Source organism: Pseudomonas putida S13.1.2 (assembly GCF_000498395.2).
Taxonomy (GTDB): Bacteria; Pseudomonadota; Gammaproteobacteria; order Pseudomonadales; family Pseudomonadaceae; genus Aquipseudomonas; species Aquipseudomonas putida_Q.
Genome location: NZ_CP010979.1, coordinates 1,332,869 through 1,346,687 on the forward strand (window position 1 = coordinate 1,332,869; position 13,819 = coordinate 1,346,687).

Annotated in this window: 12 protein-coding genes; 8 read left to right on the forward strand and 4 right to left on the reverse strand. The window is 62.8% G+C overall.

The genetic code is table 11. From position 1 onward, the window contains the following. Positions 1 to 19: 19 nt before the first annotated feature. The 4 genes from gabP (at position 20) to proP (ending at position 5,230) form a co-directional block, all read left to right on the forward strand. The gene (gene gabP / locus N805_RS06005) at positions 20 to 1,411 is read left to right on the forward strand and encodes a GABA permease (RefSeq protein WP_028613034.1); all 1,392 of its coding nucleotides are present in this window, start codon (positions 20 to 22) and stop codon (positions 1,409 to 1,411) included. Between the two features lie 87 nt (positions 1,412 to 1,498). Next, entirely contained in the window at positions 1,499 to 2,392 is an 894-nt protein-coding gene (locus N805_RS06010) for a PA4780 family RIO1-like protein kinase (protein WP_028613033.1), read from the forward strand. 200 nt (positions 2,393 to 2,592) lie between these two features. Beyond that, positions 2,593 to 3,567 (forward strand): porphobilinogen synthase, encoded by a 975-nt coding sequence (hemB, locus tag N805_RS06015; RefSeq protein ID WP_028613032.1) that lies wholly within the window; start codon positions 2,593 to 2,595, stop codon positions 3,565 to 3,567. A gap of 160 nt (positions 3,568 to 3,727) precedes the next feature. Then, positions 3,728 to 5,230: a glycine betaine/L-proline transporter ProP gene (proP, locus tag N805_RS06020; protein ID WP_028613031.1), complete on the forward strand. Its 1,503-nt coding sequence runs from the start codon at positions 3,728 to 3,730 to the stop codon at positions 5,228 to 5,230. Here proP and N805_RS06025 read toward each other — a convergent pair whose 3' ends face one another. The 4 genes from N805_RS06025 to N805_RS06040 form a co-directional block, all read right to left on the reverse strand. Beyond that, complete coding sequence (locus N805_RS06025; RefSeq protein ID WP_028613030.1) at positions 5,231 to 5,932, reverse strand: YoaK family protein; 702 nt, start codon at positions 5,930 to 5,932, stop codon at positions 5,231 to 5,233. Between the two features lie 9 nt (positions 5,933 to 5,941). Beyond that, a complete protein-coding gene (locus N805_RS06030; RefSeq protein WP_028613029.1) occupies positions 5,942 to 6,571 on the reverse strand; it encodes a riboflavin synthase in 630 nt (209 codons plus the stop codon). 112 nt (positions 6,572 to 6,683) lie between these two features. Next, positions 6,684 to 8,750, reverse strand: coding sequence for a maltose alpha-D-glucosyltransferase (treS, locus tag N805_RS06035; RefSeq protein ID WP_028613028.1), 2,067 nt, complete (start codon positions 8,748 to 8,750; stop codon positions 6,684 to 6,686). Between the two features lie 226 nt (positions 8,751 to 8,976). Next, a complete protein-coding gene (locus tag N805_RS06040) occupies positions 8,977 to 9,894 on the reverse strand; it encodes a LysR family transcriptional regulator (protein WP_028613027.1) in 918 nt (305 codons plus the stop codon). Positions 9,895 to 10,014: 120 nt separating this feature from the next. Between N805_RS06040 and N805_RS06045 the strand changes: the two genes are divergently transcribed. The 4 genes from N805_RS06045 to icmH all read left to right on the forward strand — a co-directional run bounded on the left by N805_RS06045 (position 10,015) and on the right by icmH (position 13,817). Beyond that, a complete protein-coding gene (locus N805_RS06045; protein WP_028613026.1) occupies positions 10,015 to 10,773 on the forward strand; it encodes a 5-oxoprolinase subunit PxpA in 759 nt (252 codons plus the stop codon). A 90-nt stretch (positions 10,774 to 10,863) separates the two neighbouring features. Beyond that, on the forward strand, positions 10,864 to 11,751 hold the full coding sequence (locus N805_RS06050) for a 5-oxoprolinase subunit B family protein (RefSeq protein WP_028613025.1): 888 nt from the start codon (positions 10,864 to 10,866) through the stop codon (positions 11,749 to 11,751). Continuing rightward, on the forward strand, positions 11,748 to 12,719 hold the full coding sequence (locus N805_RS06055) for a biotin-dependent carboxyltransferase family protein (RefSeq protein WP_028613024.1): 972 nt from the start codon (positions 11,748 to 11,750) through the stop codon (positions 12,717 to 12,719). Before N805_RS06050 ends, N805_RS06055 begins: the two co-directional genes overlap by 4 nt. Before the next feature lie 216 nt (positions 12,720 to 12,935). Beyond that, positions 12,936 to 13,817, forward strand: a complete 882-nt coding sequence (gene icmH / locus N805_RS06060) for a type IVB secretion system protein IcmH/DotU (RefSeq protein WP_028613023.1) — start codon at positions 12,936 to 12,938, stop codon at positions 13,815 to 13,817. Positions 13,818 to 13,819: the final 2 nt, after the last annotated feature.

Consider the following 13,819-nt stretch of genomic DNA (forward strand, 5'->3'; position numbering starts at 1 on the left):
AAAACAACAAGGTAGTGCCATGCAAACCCACAAGAACAATTTGAGTCATGGATTGAAATCACGGCATGTCACCATGCTGTCCATTGCCGGTGTGATCGGCGCCGGCCTGTTCGTTGGCTCTGGTCGTGCCATTGCTGAAGCAGGGCCGGCCACCATTCTGGCCTATATACTGGCCGGTGGCCTGGTGGTGCTGGTGATGCGCATGCTGGCCGAAATGGCGGTGGCTTCGCCGGATACCGGTTCGTTTTCCACCTATGCTGATCTCGCCATCGGCAAGTGGGCGGGCTACACCATCGGTTGGCTGTACTGGTGGTTCTGGGTGCTGATCATTCCCATCGAAGCCAACATTGCCGCCACCATCATCAATTCCTGGGTCCCGCAGATGGAGATCTGGGTATTGTCGTTGGTGATTACCTTGTTGCTGACCGCCACCAACCTGTTCAGCGTGAAGAACTATGGCGAGTTCGAGTTCTGGCTGGCACTGGTAAAAGTGGTGGCGATCGTCGCGTTCATTGCACTTGGCGTGTGCGCCATTTTCGGCCTGCTGCCCGGTTCCGGTGTCAGCGGTGTCTCGCGCCTCTGGGATACCGGTGGTTTCATGCCCAATGGTTTCGGTGCGGTGCTGAGCGCCATGCTGATCACCATGTTCTCGTTCCTCGGCGCCGAGGTGGTGACCATTGCCGCAGCCGAATCCTCTGATGCGGGCAAGCATATTTCCAAGGCCACCAATTCGGTGATCTGGCGGATCACCTTGTTCTACATCCTGTCGATTTTCATCGTCATCGCGCTGGTGCCCTGGACTGATCCGCGCCTGGCGACCGAAGGTTCCTATGTCACGGTGCTGGATACCCTGGGCGTGGCGAATGCCAAGGCCATCATCGATTTTGTGGTGTTGACTTCGGTGACCAGTTGCCTGAACTCGTCGCTGTATACCGCTTCGCGCATGGTCTACTCGCTGAGCCGCCGCGGAGATGCACCGGCCTGCGCCCAGGTGACCAGCCGCAGTGGCACGCCTGTGGTAGCGGTACTGCTATCCACTGGCGCGGCATTTTTGGCCGTGATCGCCAATTACCTGGTGCCGGCCAAGGTGTTCGGCTTCCTCATGGCCAGCTCGGGGGCCATTGCCTTGCTGGTGTACCTGGTCATCGCGATTTCCCAGTTGCGCCTGCGCCAGCGCCTGACCGCACAGGGCAAGACCCTGGGTTACCGCATGTGGCTGTTCCCGTGGCTCACTTGGGGTGTGATCGTATTCATCTGCAGCGTGCTGGTCGTGATGCTGCTGCGTCCGGACCATCGCCTGGAAGTGGTGTCGACCATGGTGTTGGCTGTGTTGGTGGTGTGTTCCGGCTTGCTGGTCACGCGCCGGCGGGCGCGCGGGGTGCCGATCAACAGCTTAGGGCAGGGCGCCTGATCAGCCTGGGCTGAAGACAGACGAGCAAGTCGTCCCCGGCTGTGAGAGGATGTCCACCATCACAGCCAGGACCCCGAACACAGCCTGATGAAGACACCCAAAAGAATCGAACCCCTGATCGAAGACGGCCTGGTCGACGAAGTACTGCGGCCGTTGATGAGTGGCAAGGAGGCCGCCGTGTACGTGGTGCGCTGCGGCAACCAGGTGCGCTGCGCCAAGGTCTATAAAGAGGCCAACAAGCGCAGTTTCCGCCAGGCCGCCGAGTACCAGGAAGGCCGCAAGGTACGTAACAGTCGCCAGGCCCGGGCCATGGCCAAAGGCAGCAAGTTCGGCCGTAAAGAAGCCGAAGATGCCTGGCAGAACGCCGAAGTTGCGGCATTGTTCCGCCTGGCCAGTGCGGGTGTGAGGGTGCCCAAGCCCTACGACTTCCAGGACGGCGTGCTGTTGATGGAGCTGGTGACCGATGCCGATGGCGACGCTGCCCCGCGCCTGAACGACGTGCACCTGGAAGCCGAGGAAGCCCGCACGTTCCACGCCTTTGTCATTCGTCAGATCGTACTGATGCTTTGTGCGGGGCTGGTGCACGGTGACCTGTCCGAGTTCAACGTGCTGCTCGGCCCGGACGGGCCGGTGATCATCGACTTGCCGCAGGCCGTGGATGCAGCCGCCAACAACCACGCCTTCAGCATGCTGCAGCGCGACGTGGACAACATGGCCCATTATTTCGGGCGCTTTGCCCCGGAGCTGAAAAGCACCCGGTATGCGCAGGAGATGTGGGCGCTGTTCGAGGCCGGTGATTTGCTGCCCGACAGCCCGTTGACTGGGGTGTTCGCAGATGACGAACATGAAGCTGACGTGTCCGGGGTAATGCGCGAAATCGACGCCGCCCGGCTGGATGATGCACGCCGCCGTGCAGCGCGTGACGAGGCTGAGCATGGCGCGGTCAAGGCAGAGGAGCCCACGCCGCCCTGGTTGCAATAAGGCGTTGCAGGCGCCTCACATCTTTGTGGGGCTTTCCCGAAGCTGTGCTGTCTCTGCGTGAGCGGGTTCACCCGCGAAGGGGCCGGCACAGGCAAACCCGGCCGTTACCATTGACGCAAGACACAATCTCGTCATTTAGCCTTTTCACTGGCGCGCGACAGGCATAAGGTATACGCCGTTCAAAATGCCCTGGAGCTGTCATGTCCAACCAATTTCCGTCCGTTCGTCCACGCCGCCTGCGCCAGAACGAGTCCCTGCGCACGATCTTCCAGGAAACCGAATTCCGCCTGGAAGACCTGATCCTGCCGATCTTCGTCGAAGAGGGCATCGATGACTTCGTGCCGATCTCCAGCATGCCTGGGGTCAACCGCATCCCCGAGAAGCTGCTGGCCCAGGAAATCGAGCGTTATGCCCGTGCCGGTATCAAGTCGGTGATGACCTTTGGCGTGTCGCACAACCTGGACGCCACCGGCAGCGACACCTGGAACGAAAACGGCCTGGTCGCGCGCATGTCGCGCATCTGCAAGGACACCGTGCCGGAAATGGTGGTGATGTCCGACACCTGCTTCTGCGAATACACCAGCCACGGCCACTGCGGCGTGCTGCATGACCATGGTGTGGACAACGACGCCACCTTGGCCAACCTGGGCAAGCAGGCGGTCATCGCCGCCGCTGCCGGTGCCGACTTCATCGCTCCGTCGGCAGCAATGGACGGCCAGGTACAGGCCATCCGTAGCGCGCTGGATGGTGCCGGTTTCCACGACACCGCGATCATGGCCTACTCCACCAAGTTCGCCTCGTCGCTGTATGGCCCGTTCCGTGAAGCCGGCGGTACCACGCTGAAGGGCGACCGCAAGAGCTACCAGATGAACCCGATGAACCGCCGCGAAGCAGTGCGCGAATCGCTGCTGGACGAGCAAGAGGGTGCGGATGTGCTGATGGTCAAGCCAGCTGGCGCCTACCTTGACGTGATCGCCGACATCCGCGCTGCCTCGCGCCTGCCGTTGGCGGCGTACCAGGTGAGTGGCGAGTACGCGATGATCAAGTTCGGCGGCCTTGCGGGCGCCATCGATGAAGGCCGGGTGGTGCGTGAAAGCATCGGCGCGATCAAGCGTGCCGGTGCCGACCTGATCCTGACCTACTTCGCCATGGACCTGGCGCGCGAAGGTATCTGAGGCCTGGCCTTCGGTAAAACAAGCCGCTGCAGTTGCAGCGGCTTTTCTTTGTGCGCGGTGGGTGAGGCGGCGCAAACGCACAAAAAATCAGTAAGCGCTGAATTATTTAGTGTCCCGTTGTATCTGATCCCTTAGAGCATTCATCGACAGGGATACGGGTATGAAACCTCGCAAGAAAAAAGTCCAGCCAATCGGCCTGAAGGACATCACCATCGTCGACGACGCCAAGATGAAGAAGGCGATTACCGCTGCCGCACTGGGCAATGCGATGGAGTGGTTCGACTTTGGCGTATACGGCTTCGTGGCTTATGCCCTGGGCAAGGTGTTTTTCCCCAACGCCGACCCCAGCGTGCAGATGATCGCGGCGCTGGCCACCTTCTCGGTGCCGTTCCTGATTCGGCCATTGGGCGGGCTGTTCTTCGGCGCCTTGGGCGACAAGTTCGGGCGGCAGAAAATCCTCGCGGCGACCATCGTCATCATGTCGCTCAGCACCTTTGCCATCGGCCTGATACCGTCTTATGCCAGCATCGGCATCTGGGCACCGATCCTGTTGTTGCTGGCCAAGATGGCCCAGGGCTTTTCGGTGGGCGGCGAGTACACCGGCGCCTCGATCTTCGTGGCCGAATACGCCCCCGACCGCAAACGCGGTTTTCTCGGGAGCTGGCTGGACTTCGGCTCGATTGCCGGCTTTGTGCTAGGCGCGGGCGTAGTGGTGTTGATTTCCACCATTCTGGGCGAAGAAAAGTTCCTTGAATGGGGCTGGCGCCTGCCGTTCTTCCTGGCCCTGCCGTTGGGCATCATCGGCCTTTACCTGCGCCATGCGCTGGAAGAAACACCCGCGTTTCAGCAGCATGTCGACAAGCTGGAGCAGGGCGACCGCGAAGGCCTGGCCTCCGGGCCCAAGGTGTCGTTCAAGGAAGTGGCCACACAGCACTGGCGCAGCCTGGTGACCTGCATCGGCGTGGTGATTGCCACCAACGTCACCTACTACATGCTGCTCACCTACATGCCCAGCTACCTGTCGCACAACCTGCATTACAGCGAAGACCATGGCGTGCTGATCATTATTGCGATCATGGTCGGCATGCTGTTCGTGCAGCCGGTGATCGGCCTGCTCAGCGACAAGTTCGGCCGCCGGCCGTTCATCATCGTCGGCAGTGTCGGCCTGTTCGCCCTGGCCATTCCGGCGTTCATGCTGATCAACAGCGGCGTGCTGGGGGTGATTTTTGCCGGGCTGCTGATCATTGCCGTGCTGCTGAACTTCTTCATCGGTGTAATGGCCTCGACGCTGCCCGCGATGTTCCCTACGCACATCCGCTACAGCGCGCTGGCGGCCGCTTTCAACATTTCGGTGCTGATCGCCGGGCTTACCCCCACCATCACAGCCTGGCTGGTGGAAAGCACTGGCGACCTGTACATGCCGGCCTACTACCTGATGGTGATCGCCGCTATTGGCCTGCTGACTGGGTTGACCATGAAGGAAACCGCCAACAAGCCGCTGCGCGGCGCGGCACCGGCGGCGTCGGACATCGAGGAAGCGCGTGAGCTGTTGCAGGAGCACCACGACAACATCGAGCAGAAGATCGAGGACATCGATGCGCAGATTGCCGAGCTGGAAGCCAAGCGCCAGACCCTGGCACAGCAGCACCCGCGCATCGATTGATCAGCGCGGCATGTAGCCACGCTGCCAGCCGCGTGGGATGAACCGCGACACCAGGGCCAGCACACCGGCCAGCGCGCAGCTGCCAGCCAGTGCCTGCAGGCCCAGGCGCTGCTGCAACCAGGCGCCCAACGCGGCCCCCAGCAGCATGCCGGCCCAGGGCACCAGCTGCACCCGCCAGCCGTTGCGCCGCTCGCCCAGCAGCCAACGGCCCAGGCCACGGCCAAAGCGGGACAGGGCCCCGGTGACGTAAGTCAGGCCGATGGGCAGGCCGTTCACCTGTTCAACCACGGCATTGATCATGCCCATGGCCAGCGTGGCGGCCAATAAAGCCGGAAAGGTGGCTGCAAATGGCCAGGCGGCCGCAAACGCCAGCAGCACGGCGACCATCAGCAACACAGGCCAGGCCCGGCGGCGCAAGCCACGGGCCAGCAGCACGCCCAGCGCATTGCCAGCGACAAAGCCCAGTATCGCGCCACTCAGGCGCAGCACCAGGGCCAGGTCTGCCTCACTGATGGCCACGGCCAGGCGTGTGGTATTGCCACTCATGAACGACACGAAGTCGCCCAGCGCCAGCAGGCCGATGGCGTCGGTCATGCCGGCCAGCACTGACAAACCGGCGACCAGGCCAAGGCCGACACGGCCACGCAACACTTGCAGGCGTAGCCGCCTGGCCGTGCGCGCGGGGAGGGCGTTGGGCAACATGGGCAGGCCTCAGGGCAGCAGTTTTTCGCGGGCCAGAGTGCCTTGGATGGTGCGCTCCACCACATCGACCAGCACCATGGTCTGGTGATCGACCTCGATATTGAGCTGTTCGCCGGCCTTGTAGCTGGCAAAAGTGGTCTGGCGCAGGGTTTCCGGGATCAGGTTGATGGTGATGACGTTGTCGTCGACATCGGCGACGGTCAGGCTGCAGCCATTGACCCCGATGAAACCGCGCGGGAACACGTACTTGCCCCATTCCGGCGGCATGCGGAACTTGATGAAGGCGCCGGTTTCCTTGATCGACAGTTCGACGATTTCGGCGGTGGTGGCGATGTGGCCGGCCATCAAGTGGCCACCGACTTCGGCGTTCATCTTCGCCGAACGTTCGATGTTGACCCCCTGGCCCGCCTTGAAGAAGCGCAGGTTGGTACGTTCGAGGGTGGCTGTCATGGCGTCGAATTTGACTTGCGTGCCGGCGATTTCGGTGACCGACAGGCAGGTGCCTTCGACACTCACGCTGGCGCCGATCTTCAGTTCGTCGAGCAGTTCCGGGGTGAGGTCGATGGTGAATTGGTTGTGGCCCGGGTAGGTGGTCACATCAAGCAGAGGGCGGACGGCCTGGACGATGCCGGTGTACATGGAGTTGCTCCTGGGCACGGAAAAGAAACTTTCCGAACGCTATGCCCCTGGAGCGGTAAATGCAAGACCGGCCTCTCCCACGGCTACTGCACCGCCTTAGCTGCGGCGCCCGTTACACATGAGCGCTGCTGTTAACGATGCGCAGGCACAGCGCCTCGTAAGGGTCCAGGTTCACCAGCAATCGCCCATCCTCGGTCAGGTCCCCTTCGACCGTTTCATTGATCATGTCCACTACCGTCCCGGGCGTGAACCCGGTCAGCTGCAACTCCTCGGCAATCGCTGCCTGGCCAAAGTTCAGTGCGCTGATCTGGATACCGCGCCCGGCTGGCAGTTCGTGCACCATCACCAGCAACCCTGGGCTGCTGACCTCAGGCACCAGCACCTGGCGGCTGGTGGCAATGCCGTAGGCCTGCCGCACAGCCAGCAGCTTCTTCACCTTGCAGGCAAATGAATCAGCGTTTTCCAGCTGGCTGTCGAGGCTGCCATACAGTGCCCTGGCCCGTGGCATGCCACGCACCGATACCTCCGCCTGTGGGTCGAGACCGGCCAGGTCATAACCGCCCCGGTGAATCCAGCGGGTATCGCCATCCAGCATCCGCTGCGCGACCGCTTCGGCGGGCAAGGGCAGGGCACCGACAAGGTCCCAGCCAGACAGCGCGACCACCCCTGGCTGCATGGCGTTGTACATGACCAGCAGCAGATGCACTTTCTGGATCAGCTCGATGTCTGCTGCACCGATTTGCTCAAGGTCGCGGATGCCCAGCGCTGCGGTGATCAGGCTGGCCGTGGTACAGGCGATGCCATTGGTCACGAAGCGCAGGTTGTAGGGCGCGTGCTCGCCCGAGAGGCGTTCGTAGATCTCTTCGCGGACATGCTCACGCAGGATGCTGCCGGGCAAGGTCTGGCCCTTGTACAGGTACATGTCGTGGGCGTGCAGGGTCCAGAAGTGCACCAGTTCCACGGTCAGCTCGTCGTGGTTTTGAAGGGCATGGATCAGCGAGGCCGGGTCGATGCCGAAGGCGTGCATTTCCTTGAGCATCAGGCGCAGGAACTCAGTGTCACCGGTCAGCAGCGCATGCTGATAGGCCGGCCGGGTGATGAAGTCGTAGGACAGGTCGGCCCCGCCCTTGGACATCTGCGCGATGTCGTCCAGGGTCAGGTTCAGTTCCTGGAAGCTGAAGCCGCCCGCCTTGCGGATCATGCCGCCGATCAACTGGTTGCCGACGATCGACAGGGGGTGGCTTTCCGACCAGGCGGTGCCGCTGGCCCGCGTTTCCACGCCCAGAAAACCGTTGGCGTCCAGGCGCAGGCCGCGTGCGCCCAGGCAGTCCAGGGCGTGCAGGGCATCGCCAATGATCATTTGCTGGGCGGCGAAGGTTGGGTCCAGCCAGTTCAGCGAGGGTTGGCCGTCCTTGAAGTAGTGCAGGTATACCCAGCGACGGGTTTTGCCGTCGACACCGGTGATGGGCGGCGTGACGCTCCAGTCGGTTTCCTTTACACCGGGCTCGAAGAAGATCACCCGTTGCAATTGGCCGACGATGTAATGGCGGGCTTTGAGCTCGTCGCACTGGGCCGGCAGCAGGTTGAGCGAATCGCGGCCGGTGGGCACCTCAGGCAGTAGCGGCCAGTCTTCTTCGCGGATTTCGACCATGTGATACAGCCCCGGGTAAGGCCCGTGGGCCATCTCGGCCAAGCGGAAGTCGGCACCTTTGCCGGTGTGCGAGGGGATCAGGTCGTCGATGGTCACGGCATTGTGCGCGGCGGCCATGCGGCTCATCTGCACCAGTTCCTGTTCGCTGCCGTACAGCGGGTCGATATCGAAGCTGATGCGGTCGAAGTTACCGTCCACGCTGGGCGTGAGTTCGCGGCCACGGATGCCGCCGGACAACTTGATGGGGCCTGTGTGCAGGCCTTGGATGCCGATCTCTGACAGGCGTTTCCACAGGGCTTCGTGGGCAAGCGCACCGAGCACGGAACAGTCTTGCGGGGCGATGATGGCGTCGGGGTAGACGGTCAACCAGACCGAGGCAATTTCGGTGGCGCGGCGGGGCTGGGCTTCGGCGTAGGGCTGCTGCCACAGGCGTGACTGCCCTGAATACAGGCTGGCGCGCTCCTGGGAAGCCTTGAGCATGGCGCGCTCTTCGAGCCATTTGACGTATGACGGGTCGGGCTGGGTCATTTCGCGTCCTCTTTGCGTGTCGGCACCGGCTCAGGTTATGACGGCATTGCAGCCTGATCGTTCGGCTGAAACCTGTGATGGCCTCTTCGAAGGTAAACCCGCTCTCACATTGACCGCGTCGCACCAGGGGGCGGTGGCTTATTCAGGTAGCCACTGCCCTGAAGGCCGGTGCAGTAGCTGTGGGAGCGGGTTTACCCGCGAAGAGGCCGGCCCTGCCAGTACACCCTCAGCGCCGGGCGGACAACTGCTGCGGCGCCAGAAACGCATCATGGAAGTAATCGCGCACGGCCTGCATCGCCGGGCTGAATGCCCGCTCACGGTGCCAGGCCACCCCTACACTCATGGGTGTGACCGGGTCGCTGATGGTCACCGTCTCGATGCGCTTGCCCTCCAGCGACCAAGGCCTGTGCACCAGATCTGACAGGATCGCCACACCACTGCCATTGGCAACCATGCTGCGCACGGCTTCCACCGAACTGGTCCGCACCCGCACGCTCGGGCGCTGCCCGGCCAGTTCCCAATAACGCATGGCGCTTTGCTCGGCCTCGTCTACGGTCAGCAGGATGAACGGTTCGCAGGCCACTTCGGCCAGGCTTACCGCCGAGCGCTCGCACAGCGGGTGGTGGCCGGGCAGCCACAGCCGGCGCTCGGAGTTGAACAGTGTTTCCGAGACGATGTCGGGGTGGGTGAGGTTGGCCGTGAGCACAACCGCCATGTCGAACCGCCCCTCCAGCAAACCTTGCTCGATGGCGCTGCGCTCCTGCTCGTACAGCTCCAGGGTCACATCCGGGTGCCAGTGTTCCAGGCGCTGCAGGTGGTGTGGCAGGAAGTAGCCGATCACTGTGTAGCTTGCCGCCAGGCGCAGCAGGCCGCTGGCGCGCACGTTCGGCAGCGGGCTGTTCAGCGCGTCGTCAACACTGCGCAGAATCACGTAGGCGCGGTTCAGGAAGTGCCGGCCGGCCTCGGTCAGGCTCATGCCTTGGGCCGAGCGCTGGAACAGCAGCACGCCAAGCATGGCTTCCAGTTCCTTGATTGCCGTGGTCACCGCCGACTGGGAGATGTTCAGGTGGATGGCTGCCTGGGAAATCTGGCCGATCTCGGCGGTGGCAACGAAGTAGCGGACCTGCCGCAGGGTCAGTGACACGGTTGGCTCCTGGGGTATCTGATTTTCAGAAGACACCCTATCTGTTTATAGATCTTCCCAAGGGGGTAAGGAGAATCTAACGTGGCTTGCATGCAGTCACAAGCACCAGGAGAGACAGTCATGCAGGTGGTGGATTTCAACTCGGACATGGGTGAGGGATTTGGCCCGTGGACCATTGGCGACGGCGTCGACAATGAGCTGATGGGCTACATAAGCACGGCCAACATCGCCACGGGCTTTCATGCTGGCGACCCCGGTACCATGCGCCGCACCGTTGAGCGGGCCAAGGCCCTGGGCGTGGCGGTGGGTGCGCACCCGGGTTTTCGTGACCTTGTCGGCTTTGGTCGCCGGCACATCAACGCGCCAGCCCAGGAACTGGTCGACGACATGCTCTACCAACTGGGCGCACTGCGCGAAATTGCCCGTGCCCAAGGGGTGCGCCTGCAGCACATAAAGCCGCACGGTGCCCTGTACATGCACCTGGCGCGTGACGAAGAAGCTGCCCGCCTGCTGGTGGAAAACCTGCGGGTGATCGAGCCGGAGCTGCTGTTGTACTGCATGCCGGGCTCGGTGATCTGCCGTATTGCCCAGGCACTGGGCCAGCCGGTGGTTCGCGAGTTCTACGCCGACCGTGAGTACGACCTGAGCGGCTCGATCGTGTTCACCCGCAATGTGCGCGGCCATGAGCCCAAAGCGGTCGCCGAGCGCGTGTTGCGGGCATGCCAGCAAGGCGTGGTGCGTACGGTCGAGGGGCAGGACCTGGCCATCGAATTCGATTCCATCTGCCTGCACAGTGATACCCCGGGTGCACTCGACCTGGTCGAGGCCACGCGAAGGGCACTGGACGCGGCCGGTATTATGGTTCGCGCGCCACGCTGAGCCATTGAGGCATCCGGCAGGTACAAGCCGGAGCCCGTGCATTTTGTTTTCGCCTGCCTTTCTATAAAGATTCCAAGAAAAGGAACAGTCATGGCCGAACCGCTTGCTACAACCCCGATCCGCTACAGCTTCGGCGCAGACGAGCACTTGTTTGCCGAAGTCAGCGACAGCATGTCGCTGGAAGCCTTCTTCAAGGGCATGGCCGTCACCCGCGCAGTGGAGCGGCTGGCTCTGGATGGCGTGCTGGACGTGTGCCTGGCCAATGCCTCGTTCCAGATCCGCTTTGACCCCGACCGCATCGCGCCGCAGGCGCTGCTTGAAGCGGTGCAAGGTGCCGAGGCCCAGGCTGTGGCCGAGCGCTCGTTGCAGACGCGGATCATCGAGATACCGGTGCTGTACAACGACCCCTGGACCCATGAAACCCTGATGCGTTTCCGCGACCGCCACCAGGACCCGGCCAGCACCGACCTGGAATACGCGGCGCGCATCAACGGGTTGGCCGATGTCGACGCGTTCATCGCCGCCCACAGTGGTGCGCCTTGGTTCGTGTCGATGGTCGGTTTCGTGGCCGGCTTGCCGTTCATGTTCCAGATGGTCGAGCGCGAGCGGCAGCTGCAGGTGCCTAAATACCTGCGCCCGCGTACCGACACGCCCAAGCTCACCCTGGGCCATGGCGGTTGCTTCGGTTGCATCTACTCAGTGCGCGGTGCAGGGGGCTACCAGATGTTCGGCGTCACCCCGGCACCGATCTACGACCCTCAGCAAACACTGAACTACCTGAAGGCGCACATGGTGTTTTTCCGCCCGGGTGACATCGTGCAGTTCAAGCCCATTGATCGCCGGGCCTACGACCAGGCAGTGGCAGATGTGGAGGAGGGCCGCTTCGACCTGCGTATTCGCCCGGTCGAGTTCTCCCTGGATGCCTTCCTTGCCGACCCGGTCGGTTACCCCAAGTCGCTGCAGGAGGTGCTGGCATGATCAAGGTACTCAAACCCGGCCTGGCCACCTCGGTGCAGGACCTGGGCCGTGAAGGCTACTACCACCTGGGCATTCCGCCGTCCGGTGCGCTCGACCAGTACGCCCTGCGCGCGGCCAACCACCTGGTGGGCAACCCGGCGGGCGCAGCAGCCCTTGAGTGTGCGCTGGTGGGGCCGGAGCTGGAGTTCCAGCAGGATGCGCTGGTGGCGGTCTGCGGTGCACAGATGCCCGCTTTGCTGGATGGCCGCGAGCAGCGCCCCGACACGGCATTTACCGTGCGCCCAGGGCAGGTGTTGCGCTTCGGCTTCCCCACGGCGGGCGCCCGTGCCTACCTGGCCGTTGCTGGTGGCATTGATGTACCTGAGGTGCTCGGCAGCCGTTCCACCTACGCGCTGGGGGCATTGGGCGGGTTCCAGGGGCGCAAGCTGATGGCAGGCGACGTGCTGCCGGTCGGTGTGCCCAGCGGCAAGACCCGCGCCGGTGCAAGCCTGCCCATGGCCCTGCGCCAGGCCCTGGGCGGCGAGGTGGTGGTGCGGGTGGTGCCGGGGCTGTACTTCCATCGGCTGACCGAGGCCGCAGCGCAAAGCTTCTTCACCCAGGCCTGGACAGTTGGCTCCGAAGCGGACCGTATCGGCTATCGCTACAAAGGCGGCAACGCCTTGAGCTTCCAGCCGCGGGAGCAACCGTTCGGTGCCGGCTCGGACCCGTCCAACATCGTCGACAGCTGCTACCCGATCGGTTCTATCCAGGTGCCTGCGGGGCTGGAACCGATCATCCTGCACCGTGATGCGGTGTCGGGTGGCGGCTACGCCATGATCGGCACGGTGATCAGCGCCGACCTCGACCTGATCGGCCAGATGCAGCCCAACCAACAGGCACGGTTCCTGGCGGTGAGCCTGGAGCAGGCGCTGGAGGCGCGGCGGTCGTACAAGAAGAAGCTGGCCTGCCTGGCCAGGCTCTTTGGCTGAGCGCGACGCGCTTGTGCAGGGGGTGTGCGATTCCTGCAGGAGCGGAAAACCCGCTCCTTCAGGGCGCTATTCTCTAGCAGGATGTTGCCAGGGAAACGTTTGGAAACTTGATGTAGAGAAGGATCCTACAAGCATTTGGGAAGCCCCAGACTCCTTGGAGAATTGATTCCCCGATAGTGTTCATGTCTTCAGTTTCTCGAAGACAAGGACCACTTCATGCCCGGCCCATCCGATCTGCCTCCGGTAAAACCCGACGGCGCTGTCGATGCCCATGACGCTTCAGAACACAGCGTCTACGCGATGCTCGAAGTGCCGGAGGTTAGCGATTCACCCTATCCGGCTGACCAGGGGCAGCGGGCAGGTGACCTGGATTTTGAAGGTTACCCCGGCGACCCGGAGTTCCAGCTGCGCGGCGGCTTCGAAAACCTGATGCTCGACGCGGCAAGCCCGCTGTTTGGCCTGGTCATTCGCCTGCGTACACTGGATGACCTGCCCAACATCGCCTACGTGCACAAATCCGTGCAAAACCAGGTCAGCAACATCCGCGAAGAAATGCAGCAGCACGGCTACCCCATCGCGCACCAGGAAGTCTATTCCTATGCCCTGTGCCTGTACCTGGACGAGGCCGTGATGAGCCGCCCGTGGGGCAACAATTCGTGCTGGAGCCACGAGCCGCTGCTCAGCATCTTCCACGACGAAACCCAGGGCGGCGAAAAAATATTTGTGCTGCTCGAGCGGGTCATGCAGGCGCCCAGGGAATTCCAGGATGTACTGGAGTTCCTGTACTTCTGCTTCTGCCTGGGCCTCAGGGGCAAGCATGCGCTGGACCCCAAGTGCGAAGACATCATCAACGCCTTGATCTCGCGCATGCACACGGTCATCCGCGAACTGCGTGGCCCCACGCCGCAAGAGCTGTGCGACCCCTACAGCAACGTCGTTCATTGCCCCCACCGCCCGCGACGCTGGGAGTGGCCCTGGTGGAGCCCGCTGGTGATCTCCGCCGTCGCCATGGTCTGCGCCTACAGCTACTACAGCTACCGCCTCGACCTTCTCACCGCCGAAGTCCTGGAATCGCTCGACGCGATTTTGCAGCAGTAGCG

What these genes read in the sequence shown, in the direction of transcription:
- N805_RS06055 (WP_028613024.1), top strand. Translation starts at nt 11,748, where the DNA reads ATGATCAAGGTACTCAAACCCGGCCTGGCCACCTCGGTGCAGGACCTG.
- gabP (WP_028613034.1), top strand. Translation starts at nt 20, where the DNA reads ATGCAAACCCACAAGAACAATTTGAGTCATGGATTGAAATCACGGCAT.
- N805_RS06030 (WP_028613029.1), bottom strand. Translation starts at nt 6,571, where the DNA reads ATGTACACCGGCATCGTCCAGGCCGTCCGCCCTCTGCTTGATGTGACC.
- proP (WP_028613031.1), top strand. Translation starts at nt 3,728, where the DNA reads ATGAAACCTCGCAAGAAAAAAGTCCAGCCAATCGGCCTGAAGGACATC.
- hemB (WP_028613032.1), top strand. Translation starts at nt 2,593, where the DNA reads ATGTCCAACCAATTTCCGTCCGTTCGTCCACGCCGCCTGCGCCAGAAC.
- icmH (WP_028613023.1), top strand. Translation starts at nt 12,936, where the DNA reads ATGCCCGGCCCATCCGATCTGCCTCCGGTAAAACCCGACGGCGCTGTC.
- N805_RS06050 (WP_028613025.1), top strand. Translation starts at nt 10,864, where the DNA reads ATGGCCGAACCGCTTGCTACAACCCCGATCCGCTACAGCTTCGGCGCA.
- N805_RS06010 (WP_028613033.1), top strand. Translation starts at nt 1,499, where the DNA reads ATGAAGACACCCAAAAGAATCGAACCCCTGATCGAAGACGGCCTGGTC.
- N805_RS06025 (WP_028613030.1), bottom strand. Translation starts at nt 5,932, where the DNA reads ATGTTGCCCAACGCCCTCCCCGCGCGCACGGCCAGGCGGCTACGCCTG.
- N805_RS06045 (WP_028613026.1), top strand. Translation starts at nt 10,015, where the DNA reads ATGCAGGTGGTGGATTTCAACTCGGACATGGGTGAGGGATTTGGCCCG.
- treS (WP_028613028.1), bottom strand. Translation starts at nt 8,750, where the DNA reads ATGACCCAGCCCGACCCGTCATACGTCAAATGGCTCGAAGAGCGCGCC.